Source organism: Pseudomonas nitroreducens, assembly GCF_014204515.1.
GTDB lineage: Bacteria > Pseudomonadota > Gammaproteobacteria > Pseudomonadales > Pseudomonadaceae > Pseudomonas > Pseudomonas nitritireducens_A.
Genome location: NZ_JACHLI010000004.1, coordinates 285,080 through 309,419 on the forward strand (window position 1 = coordinate 285,080; position 24,340 = coordinate 309,419).

Here is a 24,340-nt window from a genome sequence, read left to right on the forward strand (position 1 = left end):
AGAGGGAGCGCCCTGGCATGGTATTCAGGTAGGAGCGGACTCCGTCCGCGATCGGCCCGGCGCGGCTGGGAAGCATCGCGGACGGAGTCCGCTCCTACGTACGCCGACAAATCCGTGCTGCGGTGTAGGATGCCCTCCATCCTCCCGCATAACGGACCTGCCCCATGAAAGTCGTCATCGCTCCCGACTCCTTCAAGGAAAGCCTCTCCGCCCCCGAGGTCGCCGAGGCCATTGCCCGTGGCTGGCTGCGCGCGCGGCCAGGTGACGAAACGCTGCTGCGGCCCATGGCTGACGGTGGCGAGGGCACCGTGGACGCAGTGCTGGCCGCGCGCCCAGGCGAGCGCCGCGAGCTGGATGTCTGCGGCCCGCTGGAGCAACCGGTAAAAGCCCACTGGGGCTGGCTCGAGGATGCCACCGCGGTGATCGAGATGGCCGCCGCCAGCGGCCTGCACTGGGTGCCAGAGGGCCAGCGCGACGCCACCCGCACCACCAGCCGCGGCACCGGCGAGCTGATTCGCGAAGCGCTGGACGCCGGGGCGAAGAAGATCATCATCGGCCTGGGCGGCAGCGCCACCAACGACGGCGGCCTGGGGCTGCTGCAGGCGCTGGGTGTGAGCTTTCTCGACGACCAGGACAACCAGCTGGGCGCTGGTGGCGCGCAACTCGCCCAGCTTGCGCGCATCGACCTGGCGAACCTCGATCCGCGCCTGGCCGACGTCGAGGTGGAAGTCGCCGCCGACGTCAACAACCCTCTTTGCGGCCCTCATGGCGCTTCGGCGGTGTTCGGTCCGCAGAAGGGCGCGAACCCGGCACAGGTGCAGCAACTGGACGCTGCGCTCAAGCGTTTCGCCGAGGTCGCGGCGCTGGCCCTGGGGCAGGACCACAGCCTGTTCCCCGGTGTCGGTGCGGCCGGTGGCCTGGGCTTCGCCTGCCGGGCCTTCCTCAAGGCGCGCTTCCGTCCGGGTATCGAGCTGATCGCCGAGCTGTCGGAGCTGGAGGCGGCACTGTCCGGCGCGTCGCTGGTGATTACCGGCGAAGGGCGGCTGGACGGCCAGAGCCTGCACGGCAAGACGCCGGTGGGCGTTGCTCACGTCGCCCGCCGCGCTGGCGTGCCGGTGATTGCGCTGGCAGGCAGTGTCGGTGAAGGGCTGGCGGAATTGCGTGACGTGGGAATCGAGGCGGCATTCAGCCTGGCACCTGGGCCCATCACCCTGGCCGATGCCTGCGCACGGGCGGCGCAGGAACTGGAAAACCGCGCCGAGGCTCTGGCGCGCTTGTGGTCGCTGGCTCAGGCCGCGCGGTAGTCGTCGGCGGCGCGCTGCAGCCAGTCGGGCAGGTCGCGGCGCTTCACCTTCTGGCGCTTGGCCTCGGCCAGGCGTTCGAGCAGGTAGCTGCGTTTGTGCGGATCATCGCCCGCCAGCGACAGCGCCAGGTCGCGATCCATCCAGCGACGGATGCGCCAGTAGATCCACCAATGGAAGTACAGGCCGGCGGCGGTGGTGACGACGATGATGAAATAGTCCATGGCGGCGCTCCTTCTGCGGCGAGCAGACTAACCGATGCGGATGCACGGAATACTGCGCTGCGGCAGGCGTTTTCAGCGGTTTTGGCGCAAACTGTATGGAAGCTGAACTGATTCATCGTTGTTGCAGTGCCTGGCGTGACAGTCGGGCTGCCGGCGGAGTCTAATAGTTGTCGCCCTACTCGGAGGTTCCCTGATGCGTAAAACTGCCCTGATCGCCCTCACTTTCGCTGCCGTGGCCATGACCCTCGGCGGCTGCCAGTCCAGTCTGACCGGCGATACCTATACCCGTGAAGAAGCACGTACCGTACAGAACGTACGCATGGGCACCATCCAGGCGCTGCGTCCCGTGAAGATCGAAGGCACCAAGACCCCGATCGGCTCCGTGGCCGGCGCTGCGGTCGGCGGTATCGGTGGCAGCGCCATCGGTGGCGGCCGTGGCAGCTATGTCACCGCCATCATCGGCGCCGTGGCTGGTGGCCTGCTCGGTGCAGCCACCGAAGAAGGTCTGACCCGTACCCAGGGCGTGGAGATCACCGTCCGCGAAGACGACGGCAGCACCCGTGCCTACGTCCAGCAGGTCGATGAAGGCGCTGTGTTCCGCGTGGGCGAGCGCGTGCGCATCCTCACCGTCAACGGTACCAGCCGCGTCAGTCACTGATCGGCATTGGGCTGCCCGCTTGCGGCAGCCAGGTAAATCCAGCGCGCGACAGTCGTTTCGACTGTCGCGCGCTATCGTTTGGGGGATCGGAAAAACAGGACGTGGCTCAAGGCGGGCGCGGCTCAGGGCTGTATTTTCGTAATACTTCATCCATGACGTGTAATCGATAGATATGGATAATCGACGCCTTTGCAAGCCGGCCGCCTGTGCGCGGGGTTGCCTGTGTGAACGCCGTCCGGCGGTGAAAAGGAGTGGCTCATGACGTTGGCGCTGATCATCGCGCTGCCTTTCTTCGGGGTATTGCTGCCGCTGCTGGCCGAGCGTTTCGGCCGCACCGCCTGCGCCGCCGCCACTGGCCTGGTGCCGCTCGCCGGCCTGATCCTGCTGCTGGGCCAGCGCTCGGTGCTGGGCAGCGACCCACAGGTCCAACGCCTGGAGTGGCTGCCGGAGCTGGGCCTGAACCTCAGCCTGCGCCTGGACGGCCTGGGCTTTCTGTTCGCCCTGCTGATCCTCGGCATCGGCCTGCTGGTGATCCTCTACGCCCGTTATTACCTGTCCGAGAAGGAGCCCGCCGGGCGCTTCTTCGCCTTCCTGCTGCTGTTCATGGGCGCCATGCTCGGCGTGGTGCTGAGCGAAAACCTGCTGCTGATGCTGGTGTTCTGGGAACTGACCAGCCTGTCGTCGTTCCTGCTGATCGGCTTCTGGGGCCATCGTTCGGACGCCCGCAAGGGCGCACGCATGGCCCTGGCGGTCACCGGAGGCGGCGGCCTGGCGCTGCTCGCCGGGATCCTGCTGATCGGCCATGTGGTCGGCAGCTTCGAACTCTCCACCGTGCTTGGCGCCCGCGAGGTGCTGCAGGCCAGTCCGCTGTTCCCGCTGGCGCTGTGCCTGGTGCTGCTGGGCGTGTTCACCAAGTCCGCGCAGTTCCCGTTCCATTTCTGGCTGCCCCATGCGATGGCGGCGCCGACGCCGGTGTCGGCCTACCTGCACTCGGCAACCATGGTGAAAGCCGGCGTGTTCCTGCTGGCGCGCCTGTACCCGCTGCTGTCTGGCAATGACCTGTGGTTCTACCTGGTCAGCCTGACGGGCCTTGCGACCCTGCTGATGGGCGCCTTCCTGGCGCTGTTCCAGAACGACCTCAAGGGCCTGCTGGCCTACTCGACCATCAGCCACCTGGGCCTGATCACGCTGCTGTTCGGCCTGGATTCGCCCATGGCCAACGTCGCAGCGATCTTCCACATCATCAACCACGCGACCTTCAAGGCCTCGCTGTTCATGGCCGCCGGGATCATCGACCACGAGACCGGCAGCCGCGACATGCGCCGCATCAATGGGATGTGGAAGTACATGCCGCACACCGCCGTGCTGGCGATGGTGGCCTCGGCGTCCATGGCTGGCGTGCCGCTGCTCAACGGCTTCCTCAGCAAGGAAATGTTCTTCGGCGAGACCCTCGCGCAGAACATGATGGGCAGCTTCAACTGGCTGATCCCGGCGCTGGCGACCCTGGGTGCGCTGTTCTCGGTGAGCTACTCGGTGCGCTTCATCCACGACGTGTTCTTCAACGGCGAGCCGATCAACCTGCCGAACCCGCACCCCCACGAGCCGCCGCGCTACATGAAGGTGCCGGTGGAAATCCTCGTGCTGATCTGCCTGCTGGTCGGCGTCATGCCGGGGATCATCGTCGGCCCGCTGCTGGCCGGCGCAGCCGCGTCGAGCCTGAACGGTGCCCTGCCCGAGTACAGCCTGGCGATCTGGCACGGCTTCAACGCACCGCTGGCGATGAGCTTCGTTGCCAGCGCCGGTGGTGTGCTGCTCTACGTCCTGCGCAAGCCGCTGTTCGACTGGTACGCCGGGCTGCCGGCGATGGACGCCAAGCGGGTGTTCGAGCAGCAGGTGCAGCGTGTGGTGCGCTTCGCGGTGCGCGTGACCAACTACCTGGAGAACGGTTCGCTGCAGCGCTACGCCATGCTGCTGGTGCTGGCCGCCGTGGTGGTGGTGTTCGCCGGCCTCGCGCCGCTGCCCGGTATCGAAGGCCATCGCCCACAGACGCCGCTGGACGGCATCACCGCGCTGGGCCTGATCCTGCTGGCCATCGCCGGACCGCTTACCGCGTGGTTCCACCGCCAGCGCCTGACTGCGCTGGTCATCCTCAGCATCGCCGGCCTGCTGGTGGCGCTGGCCTTCGCCCGCTTCGCCGCGCCGGACCTGGCGCTGACGCAGCTGTCGGTGGAAGTGGTGACCATGGTCCTGCTGATGCTGGCGCTGTACTACCTGCCGGCACGTACGCCGAAGACTTCCAGCAGCCTGCGCCGCCTGCGCGATTTCGTGATCGCCATCGGCGCCGGGGTGATGGTCACCCTGCTGGCCTACGCCGTGCTAACCCGTCCCTACGACAGCATCGCCGGTTACTACCTGGAGAACAGCGTCTCCGGTGGCGGCGGGCACAACGTGGTGAACGTGATCCTAGTGGACTTCCGTGGCTTCGATACCCTGGGCGAGATCACCGTGCTGGCGATTGCCGCGGTTGGTATCTTCGCGCTGCTCGACGGCCTGCGCCTGCTGCGCCGCGAGACTGACGACGAAGGCCGCGCCTGGGCGCAGGACCGCTTCCCGCCGATCCTCGCCACCCTGTCGCGCCTGCTGCTGCCGCTGGCACTGCTGGTCTCGGTGTTCATCTTCCTGCGTGGGCACAACCTGCCGGGCGGGGGCTTCATCGCCGGGTTGATCACCTCGGTGGCGCTGATCCTGCAGTACATCGCCTGCGGCAGCCGCTGGGTGAGCACACGCCTGCCGCTGGACTACAGCCGCCTCGCCGGCCTCGGCGTACTGATCGCCGGGCTGACCGGGTTGGGCGCCTGGTTCTTCGGCTTCCCGTTCCTCACCTCGGCGTTCGGCCATTTCCACATTCCGCTGGTGGGCGAGATCGAGCTGGCCACCGCCATGCTCTTCGACCTGGGCGTGTACTTCACTGTGGTCGGCGCGACGCTGCTGATTCTCTCGGGCCTCGGCTCACTGACCGCTCCACCCGAGCCTCTGACCAGGGAGGCGCGCTGATGGAAGCGCTGTTCGCCATTGCCCTCGGCCTGCTGACCGCCAGCGGCGTCTTCCTGCTGCTGCGCGCGCGGACTTTCCCCGTCGTGCTGGGGCTGACCTTGCTGTCCTACGCGGTCAACCTGTTCCTCTTCGCCATGGGCCGGCTGGCCGGCGACCCGGCGGTGATCGGCAAGGTCGCCAATGCCGGCGACCCGATTCCCCAGGCGCTGGTGCTGACCGCCATCGTCATCGGCTTCGCCATGACCGCCTTCGTCATCGTCCTGGCCCTGCGCGGGCTGGCGGATACCGGCGGCGATCACGTGGATGGTGGCGAAGGGGAGGACGCTCGATGAACCACTGGCTGATCCTTCCGGTCCTGCTGCCGCTGTTCGCCGGCTGCGCGCTATTGCTTGCGGGCGAGCGCCTGCAGCGCGGCCTGTCGTTGTTCGCGACCTTGGCGCTGCTGCCGATTTCCGCCGTACTGCTGCAGCAGGCCGACACTGGCGTGGTGCAGTTCTATGCGTTGGGCAACTGGCAGCCGCCGTTCGGCATCATCCTGGTGCTGGACCGCCTCAGCGCGCTGCTGATCGCGGCCACCGCGCTGCTCGCCAGCCTGTCGCTGATCTACGCGGTGCGCGGCGATGACCAGCGCGGCAAGCGCTTCCATGCGTTGTTCCAGTTCCAGTTGCTGGGCCTGAATGGCGCGTTCCTCACCGGCGACCTGTTCAACCTCTTCGTGTTCTTCGAGATCCTGCTGATTGCTTCCTATGCGCTGCTGCTGCATGGCGGCGGAGCAGGGCGGGTGCGCGCCGGTGTGCATTACGTGGTGCTCAACCTCGTCGGCTCGGCGTTCTTCCTGATTGCGGTGGGCACGCTCTACGGCATCACCGGCACCCTGAACATGGCGCACATGGCTGAGCGCGTGGCGCAGCTGAGCGCCGAGCAGGCACCGCTGGTGCGTGCGGCAGCGCTGTTGCTGCTGGTGGTGTTCGGCCTCAAGGCCGCGCTGCTGCCGTTGTATTTCTGGCTGCCCAGGGCCTATGCCGAGGCCAGTGCGCCGGTGGCGGCGCTGTTCTCGATCATGACCAAGGTCGGCATCTATTCGATCCTGCGGGTCTACACACTGATCTTCGGCGAGCAGGCCGGCGAGCTGGCGAATCTGGCGCAGGCCTGGCTGTGGCCGCTGGCGCTGGCCGGGATCGTCGCCGGTGCGCTCGGTGCATTGGCGGCGACGACGCTGCAAGGCTTGCTGTCGTATCTGGTGGTGGTCTCCGCCGGCACGCTGCTGGCGGCCATTGCCCTGGGTACGCCGGAGGCGCTGTCCGCCGCGCTCTACTACATGCTGCACAGCATCTGGGTGGCCGGCGGGCTGTTCCTGCTGGCCGACCTGATTGCCCGCCAGCGCGGTGAGAAGGGTGGTCGCCTGGTGCAGGGGCCGGCGCTGCTGCAACCACATCTGCTGGGTGGTGCGTTCTTCTTCGGTGCCATCGCGGTCGCCGGCTTGCCGCCGCTGTCGGGCTTCCTCGGCAAGCTGATGCTGCTGCGCTCGGTGAGTGGCGGCAGCGAAGCCATCGCGCTGTGGAGCGTGGTGCTGGTCAGCGGGCTGGTGACCATCGTTGCCCTGAGCCGCGCCGGCAGCACGCTGTTCTGGCGCACTGGCCTCAGCGTGCTGGGCAGCGCCAATCGCGAGCCGGTGAAGATGCTGGCGTGCTTCGGCCTGCTGGCCAGTGCGCCGCTGATGGTGGTCGCCGCGCGGCCGCTGATCACTTATGCACAGGCCACGGCGGTGCAGCTGCTCAACGCCGATCTCTATCGCCAGGCGATCCTGCTGGGAGGTGGCGCATGATCCGGCGCATCCTTCCGCACCCGCTGCTCAGCGGCGTGCTGCTGCTGAGCTGGCTGTTGCTGGTCAACGATTTTTCCCTTGGCCACTGGCTGCTCGGCGCGTTCCTCGGCCTGACGATTCCGCTGCTGTGCCGCAACCTGCTGCTGTCCGCGCCGCGCATTCACAAACCAGGCGTGCTGCTGCGCTTCATCGGCCTGGTGCTCTACGACATCGTGGTGGCCAACCTGCAGGTGGCGAAACTGGTGCTGGGACCGAAGGCCAACCTGCGTCCGGGCTTCGTCGAGATTCCCCTGGAGCTGACCGATGACCTGGCCATCAGCATCCTCGCCAGTGTCATCACCCTGACCCCGGGCACCTGCTCCGCCGACCTCTCCGCCGACCGCCGCACGCTGCTGGTGCATGGCATCGACGTGCCGGACCCGCAGGCGCTGGTGGCGGACATCAAGGCGCGCTACGAAGCGCCGCTGAAGGAGGTGTTCCCGTGCTCGGCATCGTGATCCCGATCTGCCTGGCGTTGCTCGGTATCGCCGTGCTGCTCACCGTGGCGCGGTTGATTCGCGGGCCGTCGGTGGCGGACCGCATCCTCGCGCTGGATACCCTGTCGGTGGAAGCCATCGCGCTGATCGTGCTGTTCGGCATCTGGAAGGGCAGCGGCCTGTACTTCGAGGCGGCGCTGCTGATCGCGGTGATGGGCTTCGTCAGCACCGTGGCACTGTGCAAGTTCCTGCTGCGCGGAGACATCATCGAATGAGTGTTCTGATTGAAGCGCTGGTCTGCCTGTTGCTGCTGGCTGGCAGCCTGTTCGCCCTGCTCGGCGCCATCGGGCTGTACCGGCTGCCGGACTTCTACACGCGCCTGCACGCGCCGACCAAGGCTTCGACCCTGGGCGTGGGCGGCGTGGTGCTGGCGTCGCTGCTGTACTTCAGTACCCGTGGCGAGGGTGTGAGCCTGCATGAGGTGCTGATCACCGTGTTCCTCTTCATCACCGCGCCGGTGAGCGCGCATCTGCTGGCCAAGGCGGGGATGCAGCAGCGGGTGTCGGTGGAGCGGGGGACTCAGGGTAAGCCTTGGGGCTGATTCCGAGCTTTGCTTGCGATGCTTCTGGATTGGGTGCTCTGCGCCGCTTCGGCGTGCGCTGGGGCTACTGGTTTCGCCCCCTCGGGCGACCTACTTTGGCAAACGCCCCAAAGTAGGCAAAGGTCTTGCCCCGGACATCCGGTTTTTCGCTTAGGCGAAAAATTCCCTCGTTGAATTGAAGTTTCAGGGGCACGCGCTGACGGGCCATCCCTGGCCCGACAGCGCTCTCGCGACATCCATGTCGCTCAACCCCTGAAACTCCAATTCAACGAGGCCTCCTGAACGGGGCATTCGGCGTGTGCGGGCATATCTCTGGAAATCTTCAGAACCAGAGCCAGAGCCAGAGCTGGTTTGGTGGCGGTGGGGCTCTTCGTAGGAGCGAGCTTGCTCGCGAACCGCCCAGCGATGGAGCTGCCGGCGAATCTGTTCGCGAGCAAGAACTAGGCATCCCCCTCGCTCCTATAGGAAGCACTGCCCATACAGTTTCCCCACGATTCTGTACCTGTCGGCCGCCAGCACACGCCTCCTATACTCCGTGGACCTTTTGACTGGAGCGTCCCGTGCAGCAATCCCGGCCGTTCGCCCTCGCGTGCCTGGTGCTGGCCATGGCGCTCTGGGGCAGTTCCTTCATCGCGCTGAAATTTGCCTTCCAGGAAATGCCCGCCATGTGGGTGATCTTCGCCCGGATGGCGCTGGGCAGCCTGATCTTCCTCGCCGCCTGGCGCTGGCGCGGGCGCATCGACTACCGCCCCGGCGACTGGAAGTGGCTGCTGGCGCTGGCCGCCTGCGAGCCCTGCCTGTACTTCATCTTCGAGTCCCTGGCGCTGCAGCAGACCAGCGCCGCCCAGGCCGGGATGATCACCGCGCTGCTGCCCCTGCTGGTGGCGGTCGGCGCCTTCTTCCTGCTGCACGAGAAGATCGCCCGAAATACCTGGCTGGGCTTCGCCCTGGCGGTGCTCGGCTCGCTCTGGCTGACCCTGGCCAGCGAGCCGGACCGCCATGCGCCCAATCCGCTGCTGGGCAATTTCTACGAGCTGGTGGCGATGCTCTGCGCCACCGGCTACACCCTGTTGCTCAAGCACCTGTCGGCGCGTTATTCGCCGTTCATTCTCACCGCCATGCAGGCGTTCATCGGCTCGCTGTTCTTCCTGCCGCTGGCATTGGCGACGTCGGGCCTGCCGCCGGCACCCGGCCCGACCGGCTGGTTCGCCCTGGTCTACCTGGGCAGCGTGGTGACGGTCGGCGCCTATGGGCTGTACAACTTCGGCGTCAGCCGCCTGCCGGCGAGCCAGGCGACCGGCTTCATCAACCTGATCCCGGTGTTCACCCTGGTCTTCGCCGCTCTGCTGCTGGGCGAAGTGCTCAGCGGCGCGCAGGCACTGGCCGCCGGACTGGTGTTCGCCGGCGTCGCCTTGAGCCAGTGGCGCAGCGCGCCGCCTACAGCGCCCGCCGGTGTGCTGGACTGAACCTGTTGAACCGCTTGCCCTGCCAGGAGAACGAGACCATGGCTGCCCAGGAACGCAACTGGACCCGCGAGGCGATCCGCATCATCGAAGCGGATTTCCAGCGCAGCGCCGATACCCACCTGATCCCCCTGGACATGCCCGGCCTGCCGGGCGTGGACCTGTACTTCAAGGATGAGTCGAGCCACCCCACCGGTAGCCTCAAGCACCGCCTGGCGCGCTCGCTGTTCCTCTACGCGCTGTGCAACGGCTGGCTGAAGCCGGGCGCGCCGGTGATCGAGGCGTCCAGTGGTTCGACGGCGATCTCCGAGGCGTACTTCGCCCGGCTGCTCGGCGTGCCCTTCATTGCCGTGGTGCCGGCCAGCACCTCGAAGGAGAAGATCGCGCAGATCGCCTTCTACGGGGGCCAGGCGCACCTGGTGGATGACCCGACGCAGATCTACGCCGAGTCCGAGCGCCTAGCGAAGGAAACCGGCGGCCACTTCATGGACCAGTTCACCTACGCCGAGCGCGCCACCGACTGGCGGGCGAACAACAACATCGCCGAGTCGATCTTCCAGCAGATGCGCCATGAGCGTTTCCCCGAGCCCTCCTGGCTGGTCTCCAGTCCCGGCACCGGCGGCACCCTGGCGACCCTGGGGCGTTTCGCCCGCTACCGCCGGCATGACACCCGTGTGCTCTGCGCCGACGCCGAACGCTCGGTGTTCTTCGATTCGTACAAGACCGGCGATCGCGACCTGACCCTGAGCTACGGTTCGCGCATCGAAGGCATCGGTCGCCCGCGCGTGGAAGCCTCCTTCCTGCCCAACGTGCTCGACGCCTGCTGCAAGGTGCCGGACGACCTGTCCCTGGCCGCCATGCACTACCTGGCCCAGCGCCTGGGCCGGCATGTCGGCGGTTCCAGCGGCACCAACCTGATCGGCGCGCTGCTGGTGGCGCGGCAGATGGTGGCGCGGCGCGAGAGCGGCTCGGTGGTGGCGATCCTCTGTGACAGCGGCGAGCGCTACGAGACCACCTACTACAACCCGCTGTGGCTGATTTCCCAGGGCTTCGACCTCGATCCGCTGATCGAGGCCGTGCGCCAGTGCGCCGAGCACGGCGCGGCGCTGCCCGGCGATCTGCCCTGTATCGGATTGGACTGATCACTGTGGAGCGACGTATGAAGACCATCGGCCTGATCGGCGGCATGAGCTGGGAATCGACCATTCCCTACTACCGGCAGATCAACGAACGCATCAAGGAAAAGCTCGGCGGCCTGCACTCGGCGAAGATCGCCCTGTACAGCGTGGACTTCCACGAGATCGAACGCCTGCAGCATGCCGGCGACTGGGACGCTGCCGGCCGCCTGCTGGCCGCCGCGGCCCTTGCGCTGAAAGCGGCGGGGGCGGACTTCCTGGTGCTCTGTACCAACACCATGCACAAGGTGGCGCCGGCCATCGAGGTGGCGGTGGATATCCCGCTGCTGCACATCGCCGATCCGACCGCCGAAGCGATCCAGGCGGCAGGCGTCTCCACGGTCGGCCTGCTGGGCACGCGCTTCACCATGGAGCAGGCCTTCTACAAGGATCGCCTGGTGGAGAAGTACGGGCTGAAGGTGCTGACGCCGGATGAGGCGGATCGCCAGGTGGTGCACCGGATCATCTACGAGGAGCTGTGTCTGGGAAGGATTCGCGATGAATCGCGGCAGGAGTACCGGCGCATCATCGCCGCGCTGGTGGAGCAGGGCGCCGAAGCGGTGATCCTCGGCTGCACGGAGATTTCCCTGCTGGTCGGCCCGGCGGATGCCTCGGTGCCGCTGTTCGACACCACCGCGCTGCACGCCCTGCATGCGGCCGACGCCGCTCTCTGAGGAGGACCCGCGCATGAGCTTCATCAGCCTGAAGGTCCGTGCCGCGTTCATCGTGCACGGCTACGACGAGCAGAATCGTGAAGTGATCGAGCAGGTGTCCGATCCGGACTTCGTCGAGAAGCTGGTGCGTATCGAGCGCATTCAGTCGATCAGCGAGAAGTACGTGCTGGTGACGGCCGGCGAGGGCCGGCTGGCGTACTGGGAGTATGCCGAGGAGTTCGCTGCGCTCAAGGCGCGGTTGAAGGCGGCGGGCTTGCTGGTCTGACTTCGCCAGAGCTGGCGGATAACCTGTTCCAGGTTATGCGCCCTACGGTCCTGAATCTTCAGGGGGCGTAGGAGCGGACTCTGTCCGCGATAGGTCCGAATCGCGCCGGATATCGATCGCGGACGGAGTCCGCTCCTACGTTGCATGTTGCATGTTGCATGTTGCATAGGCGCGGGGCGGTTACGCTCAATCGCCGCTGGAACCACCCGGATAGGCGCAGCCGCGCAGGACCTTGTCGTTCAGGCGCAGCTCGGCGGAGAGATTGCTCAGGGCACCGCTCATGCTGTCCTGGCAGCGCGCCGGGGCGACCCACAGCTCGACCTTCTCGCCGTTGGCCTCGCTGGAGTAGCTGGTGCTGCCCTCGGGTACGCCTTCGGCGATGTAGGGCAGCACCAGGGATTCCTTGCCCGGCTGCTCGATCAGCATGCCCTGGCCATTCACCAGCACGCTCCAGCCCGGCTCGTTGCCATGGGCGCGGACCACCGCACGCTTGAAGTTCGGGTCGTCGCAGCCGGCGCCTTCGTTCTGCAGGCGCAGCACCTTGGCTACCTCCAGCTTGCCATCGGTGCCCTGGGCGGAACTGCCGCTGAAGCTGCCGCGCAGGTCGGCGAACAGCGAGGTGGCGCCGTCGTTGAACAGTTCCAGCGCGTCGCGCTGCAGGCCGGTGTTGTTGGCGTCCTCGATACTGAAGCGGCGCTGCTCGGTGCAGCTGCGGAACACCAGTTGGCCATCCTGGCGGGTCAGCTCGCCCTGCAGGCGGGTGGAGGCGTTAAGATCGGTCTTGTTCGGCGTCCACACCTGGCAGGCGGCGAACAGCGGCAGCAGGCTGAACAGAATGAAACGGCTGGATCGCATGGAACGGGCTCCCTCGAAAGTGCGCCCACGTTACCCAGCGAAGCCGGTCACCTCAAGCTGACGAGGAGGATTTCGGATGATTCGTTGCAAGCGCGCCTACGAACCGGCGGCGCAGGAGGACGGCCAGCGCGTGCTGGTGGACCGGCTGTGGCCGAGGGGAATTCGCAAGGAGGACCTGCACATGGCGCAATGGGCCAAGGAGGCCTCGCCGTCCAACGAGCTGCGCCAGCGCTTCCACCATGACCCGAGCCTGTTCGGGGAATTCCGCCAGGCCTACCACGCTGAATTGAACGCCCATCCGGAGTACTGGATGGGCCTGCTTGACCTGGCGCGCCAGGGCACCCTCACGCTGCTCTACGCCGCCAAGGACGAAGAGCACAACAACGCCCGGGTGCTGGCGGAGTTTCTCGAGGACGAGCTGGAGAAGCAGGGCGAAGGGAGTTCGCCGGTCTGCTATGCCGGCAAGACCGAGTAAAGGGCTGTTCGCGAGCAAGCTCGCTCCTACAGAAAAGCGCAGCGGGCCCGCCTGCTGGTGTAGGAGCGAGCTTGCTCGCGAACCGAGGCGCTACAGACGTCACCAGAGTCGTAGGGCGAATAACGCGCCAGCGTTATCCGCCGTGGATATTCCGGCGGATAACCTGTTCCAGGACCGTAGGATGGGTGGAGCTTGCGATACCCATCGGCGATGTCTGCCGGTTCATTGATGGGTATCGCTTCGCTCCACACCATCCTACGCAAAGCCTCTCAGAGCAAAGGATGCGAGGCGATCACCAGATCTTGTACACCTGCCCGCTCTGCTTGCCTTCCACGCTGCGGGCGAAGCCCAGGGCGGCGTCGGCGGCCGGCACCGGCTTGAAGCCGCGGAAGAACGGGCCGTAGCCTTCCATGGACTCTACCAGCACGTTCGGGCTCACCGCGTTGATCCGCTGGCCGCGCGGCAGTTCCAGGGCGGCGCTGCGCACGAAGCCTTCCACCGCGCCGTTGACCAGGCTGGCCGAGCTGCCCAGCACGATGGGCTGTTCGGTGAGGATGCCGGTGGTGAGGGTGAATGAGGCGCCATCGTTGGCGTACTGGCTGCCGATCAGCACCAGGTTGACCTGGCCCATCAGCTTGTCCTTCAGGCCCACTGCCATTTCCTTCTCGCCCATTTCTGCCAGCGCACCGAAGTGCACCTTGCCGGCGGTGCTGATCAGCGCATCGAAGCCGCCGACCTGTTCGAACAGCGCGCGGATCGAGGCGCTGTCGGTGATGTCCACGCGGTAGTCGCCGCTGTTGCGGCCGACGCGGATGATTTCGTGGCGCGGGCCCAGTTCGTTGGCGACGGCCTGGCCGAGGGTGCCGCTGGCACCGATCAGGATGATTTTCATACAAGGCTCCGGAGAAGGTGGTGAAAGACAGGTTCAGCGTAGAGCGTCTTTCTGTTTAGATAATCACGCCAATCGACAACCTTTGGTTTTCATATGGAAACAATCGCCAGCGACCTGGAAGATCTCTCCGCCTTCGCCGTGCTGCTGGAGTGCGGCAGCTTCACCCGTGCGGCGGACAAACTCGGTTGCAGCAAGGGCCAGCTGTCCAAGCGCATCTCCGCGCTGGAGCAGGCGCTGGGCGCCACCCTGGTGCACCGCACCACAAGACGTTTGTCGCTGACCGCCGCTGGTGCCGCGCTGTTGCCCGAGGCCCAAGCGCTCAACGCCCAGGCCGCGCGGGCGCGGCAGGCGGTGCTGGCGTTGCAGGAGGAGGCGCAGGGCAAAGTGCGGCTGAGCGTGCCGGTATCCCTGGGCGAGACCTTCTTCGACGCCTGGCTGATGGAATTTTCCCGCCAGTACCCGGAGATCCGCCTGGAGCTGGACCTGTCCAACGAACGCCGCGATCTGGTGGCCGACGGCTTCGACCTGGCCATCCGCTCCGGCAGCCTGGCAGTGGACGAGCGCCTGGTGGCGCGGCCGCTGTTCGCCCTGCAGGAGCTGACCTGCGCGACTCCTGACTATCTTGCGCGACATGGCGCGCCGGAGGTGCCGGCTGACCTGGCCGGACATTCCTGCCTGCAGAACACCCATTACCAGGACAGCGACGTCTGGCTCTACCAGCGCCACCATGAGCTGTTCCGCGTCACCGTCAGCGGCCTGCTGGCGAGCAACCACTACACCCTGCTGAAGAAGGCGGCGCTGGCCGGTGCGGGTGTCAGCCGGCTGCCGTCCTATATGGTTCAGCAGGAATTGGCTGAAGGCAGCCTGGTCTGGCTGCTGCGCGACTACCAGACCCGGACCCAGCCGGTGTACCTCATCCACCCGTACCAGAACCGCCTGCCACGCCGCACGCAGCTGCTGGCGGACTACCTGCTGGGCTGGTTCGAGGACAGTCGCCGGCAATTGGTGGCCCTGGAAGGCTGAAAGAAAGTTCGTTCAGCTTCGTTCAGCGATGGTTCAGAGAGGGTTCAGGGGAAGTTCAGGGACCGATCGTTAGGCTTTCACCATCACTTTTCAGAGCCTTCCGAGGTAACCACCATGAACCGTTCTACTCTGCTGCTGACTGCCCTGTTCACCAGCGTCGCTCTGCTGAGCGGCTGCGCTTCCAACCTGTCGGGTTCTTCCTACTCCCGTGCCGACGCCCGTGCCGTACAGACCGTGCGCATGGGCACCATCGAATCCCTGCGCCCGGTGCAGATCGAGGGCACCAAGACCCCCATCGGAACCCTGGCCGGCGCGGCAGTCGGCGGCATCGCCGGCAACTCCATCGGCGGCGGACGTGGCAAGGCCATCACCACCATCCTTGGCGGCGTCGCTGGCGGCGCGGCAGGTTCGGCGGTGGAAGAGGGCATCACCCGCACCCAGGGCGTCGAGATTGTCGTCCGGGAAGATGACGGCGGCACCCGCGCCTATGTCCAGGCGGTGGACGCCAACCAGCAGTTCCGCATCGGTGATCGCGTTCGCATCATGTCCGTCAACGGCGCCAGCCGCGTGACCCTTTGAGCTGACGCGGAGATCCCACTATGCGCCGCCTGTTGATCGCTCTGCTGCTGACCGTCGGCTGTGGCACCGCCATGGCCGACGACGGAGGCTTCTGGTACTTGCAGACCAGCGTCTACACCACCCACTGGACCAACGACCCGGAGCACAACAACCATCAGGAACTGATCGGCCTGGAGCGCAACCGCGCCGATGGCGTGGTATTCGGTGGCGCGACCTTCAAGAACTCGTTCAGCCAGCGTTCCAACTACGTCTATGCCGGCAAGCGCTTCGACTGGGAAGGCACGCCGTTCTACGCCAAGGTCACCGGCGGCGCGCTGCAGGGCTACCGCGGCGACTACCGCGACAAGATTCCGCTCAACCGCTACGGCGTAGCGCCGGCGATCATCCCTTCGGTCGGCGCGCACCTGGGGCCGGTTGGTGCCGAGTTCGTCGTACTGGGTGGGTCAGCTGCCATGGTCAACGTCGGGGTTCGCTTCTGATTGGCTGACCGTCGAAATGCAGCGGGCCGCGATGTTGTGCATCGCGGCCCGCGTCATTTCTGAAGGGCGAAACTGTCAGGCAGTCACGTCCTTCAGCGCCTTGTCCAGGCAATCGATGAACAGCTCGGCATGCTCCTGCTCGAAGGCCAGCAGCGGGCGGATCTTCAGGATGTTCTCCATCGGCCCCGCCGCGCTGATCAGCACGCCGCGCTCGCGCATGCCGTTGACCACCTGGCGCGTCTGGCTGGCGGCCGGGGTCTTGGCCGCGCGGTCGCTGACCAGTTCGACACCCAGGAACAGGCCGGCGCCGCGTACGTCACCGATCAGCTCGTGCCTGGCCGCCAATTGGCGGATGCCTTCGGCGAGGAAGCCGCCGATGCGTTGCGAACGCTCCTGCAGGCGCTCCTCGCGGATCACGTCGAGCACCGCCTGGCCGGCGGCGCAGGACACCGGGTTGCCGCCGAAGGTGTTGAAGTAGCGCACCTCGCGGCCGAAGCTTTCGAGGATTTCCGAGCGCACCACCACGCCGGCGATGGGCTGGCCGTTGCCCATGGGTTTGCCCAGGGTGACCAGGTCCGGCTGCACGCCGTGGCGCTGGAAGCCCCACATGGCGTCGCCGGTGCGGGCGAAGCCGGACTGCACTTCGTCGGCGATGTAGAGCAGGCCTTCGTCCTGGGCGACCTTCACCGCTTCGGCGAGGAAACCGGCAGGGTCGGCCAGCACGCCGTCGCTGGCGAAGATGCCGTCGAGCAGCAGCGCGGCGGGCTTGATGCCGTGGGCGCGCAGGTCGGCGATGGCAGCGCGCACGTCGTCGGCGAACAGCTTGCCGACGTTCTCCGCGCCCAGCCGGTAGGCATCCGGCGCGCGCACGGTACGGGCGTGGGCGGGCAGGGTGATGCCGGCGCCGAGGGACGGCGACAGCTCGGAAATAGTGCCGGTGACCCCGTGGTAGGCGAAGCGGGTGATGATCACTCCGGTGCCGCCGGTGTACTGGCGGGCGATGCGCAGGGCGAGGTCGTTGGCCTCGCTGCCGGTGCAGGTGAACATCACCTGGTCGAGGCCGGCGGGGAAGGTGGACAGCAGGTCCTCGGCGTAGTCGAGGATGCCTTCCTGCAGGTAACGGGTGTGGGTGTTCAGCACCGCCGCCTGGCTGGCGATGGCCTGCACCACGCGCGGGTGGCAGTGGCCGACGGAGGCGACGTTGTTGTAGGCGTCGAGGTAGCGGTTGCCCTGGTTGTCGTAGAGCCACACGCCCTCGCCGCGCACGGTGTGCAGCGGGCGTTCGTAGAACAGCCGGTAGGCCGGGCCGAGCAGGCGCGCGCGGCGCTCGATCAGGCGGCGTTCCTGTTCGCTCAGGCGCTCGGCATCGGCGGCGCTGAAGCCGTTGGGCATGGTCATGGGCGGGGCTCCTGTTGATTCGCGCGGGGTGGGTTGCAGGCGGCGAAGATCTGTTCCTGGGCCTGTTCCCGGCTCAGGCCGGCCAGGCCCTGCAGGCTCTGCCAGGCGTGGCGGGTGTTGCGCAGGATGTAGTCGCGGTTCTCGGGGTGCAGGCTGGCGCGCCAGGCGGTGATGCTCAGGGTCATGATCAGTCGCGTGGCGATCAGGTCGGCGAGGATTTCCTGCTCTTCGGCCAGCAGCGGGCAGCGCCGGTGGTAGGCGGCGATCATCTCGCAGGCGCTGGCCAGTGGTGCGTTCGCCTCGCCCACCTGGTAGGCGGCGGCGACTCCGAGGTCGTTGATCAGCGGCGCGTGGACCATGTCGCCGAAGTCGAGGATGTTGCGCACCCGGTCCGGATGCTGGGCATCGACAATGACGTTGTGCGGGTTCAGGTCGTTGTGGATCACCTGGGCGCGCAGCGTGGCCTGGCGGGGCAGGGCGTGGCGCTCGAAGTTGTCGAGGAAGCGCTCGACCAGCCCGCGCTGCTCGCGGTCTTCGATGTAGGGCAGCAGGTTGCGCAGGCGTGAGGCGTGCTTGAGGTCCCAGAGCAGTTCGTGGTCGGCGGTGGCCGGGTGTTCGAAACCCTTGAGCGCCAGGCCCAGGCGCGCCAGGTCGTCGCCCAGGTTCTCGCGCAGGGCGCGGCTGCGTTGGGCGACACGGTGCAAGGGCACGCCGTCGACGAAGGAGAACAGCCGGGCGATCATCGGCTGGCCGTCGACTTCGAGGGCAATCTGGTACTCGCCATTGAGCGAAGGGTAGAGGCGCTGCACGGCCAGGATCGGGTCGAGTTCCTCGACGCGCAGCAGGGCGCGGGTCTGGAAATCCACCACCTGGCGGTCTTCCAGCGGGTGCGAGAGTTTCAGCAGGCGGTCGTCGCCGTGGCCATGGGCGATATGGAAGTTCAGGTCGCGTTCACCGGCGAGGCGGTGCAGCGTGCCGCGCTGGCCGAAGTATTCCTCGGCGATGGCGGCGGCCTGGGTGTCGCTGACCTTGGCGGGTGCCGCTTCCAGCAGGTGGTCGTGGACGGGCGCGGTATTGAGGGGCACGGGTACATCTCCAGCAGAGGCAACGGGTCCAGCAGGGGCAACGGGTCCAACAGGTTCAGCGGGTAGAACGGTGCAGCGGTAATGCGGTGTCGCGGGCCGGTGAGACCGCCCGGCGCAGGCCGGGCGGTCGTCGAGTTACTTGCTGGCCCAGGCGTTGAAGCGTTGTTCCAGTTCCTCGCCGTGGTCGATCCAGAACTCGGTGTCCATGGCGCGCGCGTTCTCCAGGTTCTGCGGCGCGGTGGGCAGCTTCGGCGCGATGGCCGGGTCGATCAGCGGGATGGTGTTCTTGTTGGTCGGACCGTAGGGAATGCTCTCGGCGAAGACCTTCTGGTGCTCGGGCATGTTGGCCAGCGCGATGAACTGCTCGGAGAGCTCCTTCTTCGGGCTGCCCTTGACGATGGCCCAGTGGTCCAGGTCGTAGATGCTGCCGTTCCACTGCATGGCGAAGTCGCGGCCTTCCTTCTGCGCGGTGGCGACGCGGCCGTTGTAGGCGCTGGTCATCACCACGTCACCGGCGGCCAGCCACTGCAGCGGTTGCGCGCCGGCTTCCCACCACTGGATGTAGGGCTTGATCTCGTCGAGCTTCTTGAACGCACGGTCGACGCCTTCCTTGGTGCCCAGCACCTTGTACAGGTCGGCCTGCTTCACGCCATCGGCTTCCAGGGCGAATTCCAGGGTGAACTTGGCGCCACGGCGCAGGCCGCGCTTGCCGGGGAATTTCTTCACGTCCCAGAAATCGGCCCAGCCGCTGGGCGCACTGGCGAGTTTCTTGGCGTCGTAGGTGAGCACCGTGGACCAGATGAAGATGCCCACGCCACAGTCGCTGACAGCGGCGTCGAGGAAGTCCTCGCGCTTGCCCAGCTTCGACCAGTCGAGCTGCTCGAACAGGCCTTCGCTGCAACCGCGCATCAGTTCCGGGGATTCCACTTCGACCACGTCCCAGCTGGTCTTGCCGGTGTCGGCCATGACCTTGATCTTGGCCATCTCGCCGTTGTACTCGGCGCCCTGCACTGTGACCTTGGCCTGCTGCTCGAAGGGTTTGTAGAAGGCCTTTTCCTGGGCCACCTTGTTGTCGCCACCGAAGGACACCACGGTCAGTGTCTCGGCGTGGAGCTGGGCGGCGCCGCCGGCCAGCATCATCAGTGCTATGGCTTTCTTGAACATGCGATGACTCCTGAGCGGGCCAATCCGGCCCATGAATAAGAGGGCAGCTTCAAGAGTGGGGCGTTGCAGCGGGCCGAGCTGACAGGCCGACTGGCTCGCCCTCGGACATCAGGGAGAGGAACGGGCGGAACAGGTGTGGTCGTTCATGGGAAGGTGCTCCGTTTCTTGTTGTTGTTCGGATAGCTCGTTGTAGGACCAAGCTGAGGCGATTAAAACATCTTCCAAAACATGATGCATCATGTTTTTATTGGCGCCATCGCTCCACGGATGTTCACAGATTGCGCGCCCGGATCGGCGATCCCGATCGGCGCCTCGCAGATAGAGAGGGAAGCCCATGAACCAGACCCGCACCCTGCTGCTCACCGGCGCCAGCCGCGGCATCGGCCACGCCACGGTGAAGCACTTCAACGCCGCCGGCTGGCGCGTGTTCACCGCTTCGCGCCAGGACTGGAGCGCCGAATGTCCCTGGGCCGAAGGCCTGATCAACCACATCCACCTGGACCTGGAAGACATCGACAGCGTGCAGGCCAACCTGCCGCTGATCCGCGAGAAGCTCGGCGGCAGCCTACACGCGCTGGTGAACAACGCCGGCATTTCGCCCAAGGGCCCGGAAGGCGAACGCCTGGGCGTGCTGGGCAGCGACTACGCCACCTGGCTCAAGGTGTTCAACGTCAACCTGTTCTCCACCGCCTTGCTGGCGCGCGGGCTGTTCGACGAGCTGAAGGCGGCCAAGGGCTCGGTGATCAACGTCACTTCCATCGCCGGCTCCCGCGTGCATCCGTTCGCCGGTGCCGCCTACGCCTGCTCGAAGGCCGCGCTGGCGGCGCTGACCCGCGAGATGGCCCACGACTTCGGCCCCCACGGTGTGCGGGTCAACGCCATCGCGCCGGGGGAGATCGACACGGCCATCCTGTCCTCGGGCACCGAGCTGATCGTCGAGCGCGACATTCCCATGCACCGCCTGGGCAAGCCGGAGGAGGTCGCCTCGCTGATCCACTTCCTCTGCACCAGCGGCGCGTCCTACGTGAATGGCGCGGAAATCCACGTCAACGGCGGCCAGCATGTGTGATCCCGCTGGCATCTGCCGCGCTCGATGCGCATCATGCGCGGCGGAAATGCCGCCGCACGCGATGAGAAAGCGATGAACTACCCGATCGATGGCCTGAATCACTCCTACCTCGGCAGCGGTGTCTACGCGCTGCTGCGCGAGGCGCTGGTCACCGGCCGCTTCAAGCCGGACGACCGCCTGCGCATCCGCGACCTGGCCCAGCAACTGGGCACCAGCGTCACCCCGGTGCGCGACGCCATCCTGCAACTGGCCAAGGAGCAGGCGCTGGTACTCAAGACGCCGCGCGACATCCGCGTGCCGCTGCTCAGCCGCGAGCAGTACCTGGAAATCCGCAGCATCCGCGTGGCGCTCGAAGGCCTGGCCGCCGAGACCGCCGCCGAACGCGCCAGCGACGGGCAACTGGACGAGTTGGAAGCCAACATCCGCGAGAACCTCGACGCCATCCACGCCGATGACATGGTCCTGGCGCTAAAGCTCAACCAGGCCTTCCATTTCGCCCTCGCCGACATTGCCGGCATGCCGCTGCTGCGCGCCTTCCTCGACAGCCTGTGGATGCGCACCGGCCCGCTGATCGCCCAGGCCTACGCCGACTTCAGCGAGCGCATGGCCATCGAGCACCACTGGGACGTCCTGCGCGCCCTGCGCGAACGCAACGGCCCAGGCGCACGCGAAGCGATCCACGCCGACCTGCTGGATGGCAGCGAGAAGATGCTGGAGTTCATCGCCCAGACCGAGGAGCCGGAGCAGGAAGCGGGCTGAGCCTCAGTGCTTTTTGCAGGAGCGCGCCATGCGCGCGATCGCAGGCCAGGCGCTGGAGTCTTGGTGGCATTGGTAGGAGCGGATTTATCCGCGATCCGGCCATCAGGCCGGCTCTCGAGTCCCGGCCTGCGCCGGGATTTCGCGGAGAAGCTCCGCTCCTACGAAGAGCGCGGATTCAGACCGCGCCTTCCTGGCGCAGCGCCGCGATGGCCGCTGCGTCGTAGCCCAGTCCGGCCAGCACCTCATCGGTGTGCTCACCCAGCTTTGGCCCGATCCACTCGGCGCTGCCGGGGGTGTCGGAGAGCTTGGGCACGATCCCCGGCATGCGGAAGGATTTGCCGTCCGGCAGCTTGGCCGAGAGGAACATCTCGCGGGCGAGGAATTGCGGGTCGCTGAACATGTCCTCGGCGGAGAAAATGCGGCTGGCCGGCACTTCGGCTTCATTGAGCACCTTGAGCACCGTATCCAGCGATTCGGAGCGCGCCCAGCGGTCGATGATGCCGTACAGCTCGTCGCGGCGGGCATCGCGGCCGTCGTTGCTGGCCAGGGTCGGGTCTTCGGCCAGGTCGAGGCGGCCGATGGCGGTCATGAAGCGGCGGAAGATGGCATCGCCATTGGCGGCGATCTGCACGTGCTTGCCGTCGGCGGTGGTGTGCACGGAGGAGGGGGTGATGCCGGGCATGATGTTGCCGGTGCGCTCGCGGATGAAGCCGAACACGTCGAATTCCGGGACCATGGATTCCATCATGGCGAACACCGCCTCGTAGAGCGCCACGTCCACCACCTGGCCGGCGCCGCCGTTCACCTCGCGGTGCCGCAGCGCCATCAGCGCGCCGATCACGCCCCACAGCGCGGCGATGGAGTCGCCGATGGAGATGCCGGTACGCACCGGCGGGCGGTCCTCGAAGCCGGTGATGTAGCGCAGCCCGCCCATTGACTCGCCCACCGCGCCGAAGCCCGGCTGGTCCTTGTAGGGGCCGCTCTGGCCGAAGCCGGACAGACGCACCATCACCAGCTGCGGGTTCAGCGCGTGGATCACGTCCCAGCCCAGGCCGAGCTTCTCCAGCACGCCGGGGCGGAAGTTCTCGATCAGGATGTCGGCTTCGGCCAGCAGCTTCTTCAGCACCTCGCGGCCGGACTCGTGCTTGAGGTTCAGGGTCAGCGAGCGCTTGTTGCGCGCCTGCACGAACCACCACAGCGAGGTGCCCTCGTAGAGCTTGCGCCACTTGCGCAGCGGGTCGCCGCCATCGGGCGATTCGACCTTGATCACCTCGGCACCGAACTCCGCGCACAGGCGCGAGGCGAAGGGCCCGGCGATCAGGGTGCCCAGTTCGATGACCTTGAGGCCGGCGAGGGGTTTGGCGGTGCTGTTCATCGCGCTGTCCGATCAGAGAGGAATCGCCGGACTCTAACGCTTGTGCGCCGCTTCGAACAGGCCGCCGGGCAGACGTCGGACTCCTGTGCTTTGCGCCGGCCCTGAGCGCGCGTAGAGTAGCGACAGTCAGACTATTCTCACTTCAGTTCGCTCGCTTTCGGGCAGGTAAACCGTCATGTGTTCGTCATCCCTCCAGCAGTCCGGCGTCCTTGCGGCATTCCCCGCGGAATGCGCGCAGACAGCGGGCGAGGGGGCTGCATGACGTTGCATTTGCCGACGCTGGTTGTCGTCGACCTCTATGTACTGACCCTGGTCGGGGTGCTGATGGCTTTCGCCTGGCACAGCGGCCGCCGCGATCCGACCCTGGGCTACATGAGCGCCGCGCTGCTGCTGGGCGCCATCGGCACCTTCCTCGCGACCCTGCGCGGCATGGGCATCGACTGGGTGGCGATCCTGCTGGGCAACGTCGTCCTGCACCTGTGCTCGGCGCTGACCTGGACCGCCATGCGCGTGTTCGCCGGGCGCAAGCCGAACTGGCCGTTGATCGGCGCAGGGGCGGCATTCTGGGCGGTGCTCTGCCTGATCCCGGCCTTCTATGAGTCCCTCGCCGCGCGGGTGCTGGTCAGCACGGCGATCACCATCGTCTATTGCCTGGCGTCCATCGCCGAACTCTGGCGCAGCCGTCTCAAGCTGGAAGTGGAGCTGCGTCCGACCCTGGCCCTGCTGCTTTTGCATACCCTGGTCTACGGCGTGCGCCTGGCGGTGGACCGTGGCATGCCGTTCCAGAGCGTGGCGGACAATGGCCAGGGCTCGACCTTCTTCACCTTCCTGGTCTTCGAGACCATGCTGTTCGCCATCGGCATCGCCTTCGCCACCCTGGCGATGGTCAAGGAGCGCGCCGAGCTGCAATTCCGCAGCGCCGCCCTGAGCGATCCGTTGACCGGCGTGGGCAACCGCCGCGCCTTCATGGAGACCGGCGAGCGCCTGCTGCGCCTGTGTGTCGAGCGCGGCGAGCAGGCGTCGCTGCTGCTCTGCGACCTGGACAACTTCAAGCGCCTCAACGATTCCTTCGGCCACCCGGCCGGTGACCGCGTGCTGGTGGAGTTCAGCCGGATTACCGCCTCGCGGATGCGCAAGCACGACCAGTTCGCCCGCATCGGCGGCGAGGAGTTCGCCTGCCTGCTGGTGGCCGCCGACACCGAGGGCGCCTGCCAGGTGGCCGAGCGGGTGCGCCGCGAGTTCGCCGAGCTGCCGTTCATGGCCGAGGGCCAGCTCAGCGTCAGCATCGGTATTGCCACCACCCGCGAGGCCGGGCACGACCTGCTGCGCCTGCTGTCGCTGGCCGACCAGGCGCTCTACGCCGCCAAGGCCAAGGGCCGCAACCGCATCGAACTGGCCGCGCCGGAGCCGGGAACCGACCGACGTCCGCGTTCTTGATCAGCCGAGCCGGTGCTTTCGCGGTAGACTTGCC

The 24,340-nt window shown here is 66.7% G+C and carries 26 protein-coding genes; 19 read left to right on the forward strand and 7 right to left on the reverse strand.

What is annotated here, in order from left to right; all coding sequences use genetic code 11:
• The first annotated feature begins 164 nt into the window (after positions 1–164).
• Positions 165–1,304 carry a glycerate kinase gene (locus tag HNP46_RS07830; protein ID WP_184587472.1) on the forward strand — a complete coding sequence of 380 codons (1,140 nt, stop codon included), beginning with the start codon at positions 165–167 and terminating at the stop codon, positions 1,302–1,304.
• Here HNP46_RS07830 and HNP46_RS07835 read toward each other — a convergent pair.
• Positions 1,289–1,525: a hypothetical protein gene (locus HNP46_RS07835; protein WP_184587474.1), complete on the reverse strand. Its 237-nt coding sequence runs from the start codon at positions 1,523–1,525 to the stop codon at positions 1,289–1,291. The genes HNP46_RS07830 and HNP46_RS07835 overlap by 16 nt on opposite strands.
• Before the next feature lie 193 nt (positions 1,526–1,718).
• Between HNP46_RS07835 and HNP46_RS07840 the strand changes: the two genes are divergently transcribed.
• The 11 genes from HNP46_RS07840 (at position 1,719) to HNP46_RS07890 (ending at position 11,716) form a co-directional block, all read left to right on the forward strand.
• Entirely contained in the window at positions 1,719–2,183 is a 465-nt protein-coding gene (locus HNP46_RS07840; RefSeq protein WP_184587476.1) for a glycine zipper 2TM domain-containing protein, read from the forward strand.
• A 258-nt stretch (positions 2,184–2,441) separates the two neighbouring features.
• Positions 2,442–5,237, forward strand: coding sequence for a monovalent cation/H+ antiporter subunit A (locus HNP46_RS07845; protein ID WP_184587478.1), 2,796 nt, complete (start codon positions 2,442–2,444; stop codon positions 5,235–5,237).
• Positions 5,237–5,569 (forward strand): Na+/H+ antiporter subunit C, encoded by a 333-nt coding sequence (locus HNP46_RS07850; protein WP_184587480.1) that lies wholly within the window; start codon positions 5,237–5,239, stop codon positions 5,567–5,569. Before HNP46_RS07845 ends, HNP46_RS07850 begins: the two co-directional genes overlap by 1 nt.
• A complete protein-coding gene (locus HNP46_RS07855) occupies positions 5,566–7,062 on the forward strand; it encodes a monovalent cation/H+ antiporter subunit D (RefSeq protein WP_184587482.1) in 1,497 nt (498 codons plus the stop codon). Before HNP46_RS07850 ends, HNP46_RS07855 begins: the two co-directional genes overlap by 4 nt.
• Positions 7,059–7,559 carry a Na+/H+ antiporter subunit E gene (locus HNP46_RS07860; RefSeq protein WP_184587484.1) on the forward strand — a complete coding sequence of 167 codons (501 nt, stop codon included), beginning with the start codon at positions 7,059–7,061 and terminating at the stop codon, positions 7,557–7,559. Before HNP46_RS07855 ends, HNP46_RS07860 begins: the two co-directional genes overlap by 4 nt.
• Entirely contained in the window at positions 7,544–7,813 is a 270-nt protein-coding gene (locus HNP46_RS07865) for a K+/H+ antiporter subunit F (protein ID WP_138520768.1), read from the forward strand. The genes HNP46_RS07860 and HNP46_RS07865 overlap by 16 nt, the downstream gene beginning before the upstream one ends.
• On the forward strand, positions 7,810–8,139 hold the full coding sequence (locus HNP46_RS07870) for a Na+/H+ antiporter subunit G (RefSeq protein WP_184587486.1): 330 nt from the start codon (positions 7,810–7,812) through the stop codon (positions 8,137–8,139). Before HNP46_RS07865 ends, HNP46_RS07870 begins: the two co-directional genes overlap by 4 nt.
• Positions 8,140–8,699: 560 nt before the next feature.
• Positions 8,700–9,605: a DMT family transporter gene (locus HNP46_RS07875; protein WP_184587488.1), complete on the forward strand. Its 906-nt coding sequence runs from the start codon at positions 8,700–8,702 to the stop codon at positions 9,603–9,605.
• Positions 9,606–9,643: 38 nt separating this feature from the next.
• Positions 9,644–10,744 (forward strand): PLP-dependent cysteine synthase family protein, encoded by a 1,101-nt coding sequence (locus tag HNP46_RS07880; protein WP_184587490.1) that lies wholly within the window; start codon positions 9,644–9,646, stop codon positions 10,742–10,744.
• 17 nt (positions 10,745–10,761) lie between these two features.
• Positions 10,762–11,451 (forward strand): aspartate/glutamate racemase family protein, encoded by a 690-nt coding sequence (locus HNP46_RS07885; protein WP_184587492.1) that lies wholly within the window; start codon positions 10,762–10,764, stop codon positions 11,449–11,451.
• 13 nt (positions 11,452–11,464) lie between these two features.
• Entirely contained in the window at positions 11,465–11,716 is a 252-nt protein-coding gene (locus HNP46_RS07890) for a hypothetical protein (RefSeq protein WP_184587494.1), read from the forward strand.
• Positions 11,717–11,902: 186 nt separating this feature from the next.
• Here HNP46_RS07890 and HNP46_RS07895 read toward each other — a convergent pair whose 3' ends face one another.
• The gene (locus tag HNP46_RS07895; RefSeq protein WP_184587496.1) at positions 11,903–12,571 is read right to left on the reverse strand and encodes a COG3650 family protein; all 669 of its coding nucleotides are present in this window, start codon (positions 12,569–12,571) and stop codon (positions 11,903–11,905) included.
• Between the two features lie 76 nt (positions 12,572–12,647).
• Here HNP46_RS07895 and HNP46_RS07900 point away from each other — a divergent pair, with 76 nt between their 5' ends.
• On the forward strand, positions 12,648–13,046 hold the full coding sequence (locus HNP46_RS07900; RefSeq protein ID WP_184587498.1) for a DUF488 domain-containing protein: 399 nt from the start codon (positions 12,648–12,650) through the stop codon (positions 13,044–13,046).
• Positions 13,047–13,338: 292 nt separating this feature from the next.
• Here HNP46_RS07900 and HNP46_RS07905 read toward each other — a convergent pair whose 3' ends face one another.
• Complete coding sequence (locus tag HNP46_RS07905) at positions 13,339–13,938, reverse strand: short chain dehydrogenase (RefSeq protein ID WP_184587500.1); 600 nt, start codon at positions 13,936–13,938, stop codon at positions 13,339–13,341.
• Positions 13,939–14,031: 93 nt separating this feature from the next.
• Between HNP46_RS07905 and HNP46_RS07910 the strand changes: the two genes are divergently transcribed.
• From HNP46_RS07910 to HNP46_RS07920, 3 genes are all read left to right on the forward strand, one after another.
• Positions 14,032–14,961, forward strand: coding sequence for a LysR family transcriptional regulator (locus HNP46_RS07910; RefSeq protein ID WP_184587502.1), 930 nt, complete (start codon positions 14,032–14,034; stop codon positions 14,959–14,961).
• A 114-nt stretch (positions 14,962–15,075) separates the two neighbouring features.
• Entirely contained in the window at positions 15,076–15,540 is a 465-nt protein-coding gene (locus HNP46_RS07915; RefSeq protein ID WP_184587504.1) for a glycine zipper 2TM domain-containing protein, read from the forward strand.
• A 20-nt stretch (positions 15,541–15,560) separates the two neighbouring features.
• Positions 15,561–16,019: a sn-glycerol-3-phosphate transporter gene (locus tag HNP46_RS07920; protein ID WP_184587505.1), complete on the forward strand. Its 459-nt coding sequence runs from the start codon at positions 15,561–15,563 to the stop codon at positions 16,017–16,019.
• A 75-nt stretch (positions 16,020–16,094) separates the two neighbouring features.
• On the opposite strand, the gene HNP46_RS07925 is transcribed toward HNP46_RS07920, so the two are convergent.
• From HNP46_RS07925 to HNP46_RS07935, 3 genes are all read right to left on the reverse strand, one after another.
• Entirely contained in the window at positions 16,095–17,417 is a 1,323-nt protein-coding gene (locus HNP46_RS07925; protein ID WP_184587506.1) for an aspartate aminotransferase family protein, read from the reverse strand.
• The gene (locus HNP46_RS07930; RefSeq protein WP_184587507.1) at positions 17,414–18,502 is read right to left on the reverse strand and encodes a phosphotransferase; all 1,089 of its coding nucleotides are present in this window, start codon (positions 18,500–18,502) and stop codon (positions 17,414–17,416) included. Before HNP46_RS07930 ends, HNP46_RS07925 begins: the two co-directional genes overlap by 4 nt.
• Before the next feature lie 135 nt (positions 18,503–18,637).
• Complete coding sequence (locus HNP46_RS07935) at positions 18,638–19,666, reverse strand: ABC transporter substrate-binding protein (RefSeq protein WP_184587508.1); 1,029 nt, start codon at positions 19,664–19,666, stop codon at positions 18,638–18,640.
• Positions 19,667–20,000: 334 nt separating this feature from the next.
• Between HNP46_RS07935 and HNP46_RS07940 the strand changes: the two genes are divergently transcribed.
• Complete coding sequence (locus tag HNP46_RS07940; RefSeq protein WP_184587509.1) at positions 20,001–20,735, forward strand: SDR family NAD(P)-dependent oxidoreductase; 735 nt, start codon at positions 20,001–20,003, stop codon at positions 20,733–20,735.
• A gap of 72 nt (positions 20,736–20,807) precedes the next feature.
• On the forward strand, positions 20,808–21,494 hold the full coding sequence (locus HNP46_RS07945; RefSeq protein WP_184587510.1) for a GntR family transcriptional regulator: 687 nt from the start codon (positions 20,808–20,810) through the stop codon (positions 21,492–21,494).
• A gap of 175 nt (positions 21,495–21,669) precedes the next feature.
• Here the strand turns inward: HNP46_RS07945 and HNP46_RS07950 are convergent, their stop codons facing one another.
• The gene (locus HNP46_RS07950) at positions 21,670–22,869 is read right to left on the reverse strand and encodes a CaiB/BaiF CoA transferase family protein (RefSeq protein ID WP_184587511.1); all 1,200 of its coding nucleotides are present in this window, start codon (positions 22,867–22,869) and stop codon (positions 21,670–21,672) included.
• 258 nt (positions 22,870–23,127) lie between these two features.
• Between HNP46_RS07950 and HNP46_RS07955 the strand changes: the two genes are divergently transcribed.
• Positions 23,128–24,306, forward strand: a complete 1,179-nt coding sequence (locus HNP46_RS07955) for a GGDEF domain-containing protein (protein ID WP_184587512.1) — start codon at positions 23,128–23,130, stop codon at positions 24,304–24,306.
• Positions 24,307–24,340 lie beyond the last annotated feature (34 nt).

Coding starts and splice junctions, on each gene's coding strand:
- HNP46_RS07830 (WP_184587472.1), top strand. CDS start 165: ATGAAAGTCGTCATCGCTCCCGACTCCTTCAAGGAAAGCCTCTCCGCC.
- HNP46_RS07835 (WP_184587474.1), bottom strand. CDS start 1,525: ATGGACTATTTCATCATCGTCGTCACCACCGCCGCCGGCCTGTACTTC.
- HNP46_RS07840 (WP_184587476.1), top strand. CDS start 1,719: ATGCGTAAAACTGCCCTGATCGCCCTCACTTTCGCTGCCGTGGCCATG.
- HNP46_RS07845 (WP_184587478.1), top strand. CDS start 2,442: ATGACGTTGGCGCTGATCATCGCGCTGCCTTTCTTCGGGGTATTGCTG.
- HNP46_RS07850 (WP_184587480.1), top strand. CDS start 5,237: ATGGAAGCGCTGTTCGCCATTGCCCTCGGCCTGCTGACCGCCAGCGGC.
- HNP46_RS07855 (WP_184587482.1), top strand. CDS start 5,566: ATGAACCACTGGCTGATCCTTCCGGTCCTGCTGCCGCTGTTCGCCGGC.
- HNP46_RS07860 (WP_184587484.1), top strand. CDS start 7,059: ATGATCCGGCGCATCCTTCCGCACCCGCTGCTCAGCGGCGTGCTGCTG.
- HNP46_RS07870 (WP_184587486.1), top strand. CDS start 7,810: ATGAGTGTTCTGATTGAAGCGCTGGTCTGCCTGTTGCTGCTGGCTGGC.
- HNP46_RS07880 (WP_184587490.1), top strand. CDS start 9,644: ATGGCTGCCCAGGAACGCAACTGGACCCGCGAGGCGATCCGCATCATC.
- HNP46_RS07885 (WP_184587492.1), top strand. CDS start 10,762: ATGAAGACCATCGGCCTGATCGGCGGCATGAGCTGGGAATCGACCATT.
- HNP46_RS07890 (WP_184587494.1), top strand. CDS start 11,465: ATGAGCTTCATCAGCCTGAAGGTCCGTGCCGCGTTCATCGTGCACGGC.
- HNP46_RS07895 (WP_184587496.1), bottom strand. CDS start 12,571: ATGCGATCCAGCCGTTTCATTCTGTTCAGCCTGCTGCCGCTGTTCGCC.
- HNP46_RS07900 (WP_184587498.1), top strand. CDS start 12,648: ATGATTCGTTGCAAGCGCGCCTACGAACCGGCGGCGCAGGAGGACGGC.
- HNP46_RS07905 (WP_184587500.1), bottom strand. CDS start 13,938: ATGAAAATCATCCTGATCGGTGCCAGCGGCACCCTCGGCCAGGCCGTC.
- HNP46_RS07910 (WP_184587502.1), top strand. CDS start 14,032: ATGGAAACAATCGCCAGCGACCTGGAAGATCTCTCCGCCTTCGCCGTG.
- HNP46_RS07915 (WP_184587504.1), top strand. CDS start 15,076: ATGAACCGTTCTACTCTGCTGCTGACTGCCCTGTTCACCAGCGTCGCT.
- HNP46_RS07920 (WP_184587505.1), top strand. CDS start 15,561: ATGCGCCGCCTGTTGATCGCTCTGCTGCTGACCGTCGGCTGTGGCACC.
- HNP46_RS07925 (WP_184587506.1), bottom strand. CDS start 17,417: ATGACCATGCCCAACGGCTTCAGCGCCGCCGATGCCGAGCGCCTGAGC.
- HNP46_RS07935 (WP_184587508.1), bottom strand. CDS start 19,666: ATGTTCAAGAAAGCCATAGCACTGATGATGCTGGCCGGCGGCGCCGCC.
- HNP46_RS07940 (WP_184587509.1), top strand. CDS start 20,001: ATGAACCAGACCCGCACCCTGCTGCTCACCGGCGCCAGCCGCGGCATC.
- HNP46_RS07945 (WP_184587510.1), top strand. CDS start 20,808: ATGAACTACCCGATCGATGGCCTGAATCACTCCTACCTCGGCAGCGGT.
- HNP46_RS07950 (WP_184587511.1), bottom strand. CDS start 22,869: ATGAACAGCACCGCCAAACCCCTCGCCGGCCTCAAGGTCATCGAACTG.
- HNP46_RS07955 (WP_184587512.1), top strand. CDS start 23,128: ATGACGTTGCATTTGCCGACGCTGGTTGTCGTCGACCTCTATGTACTG.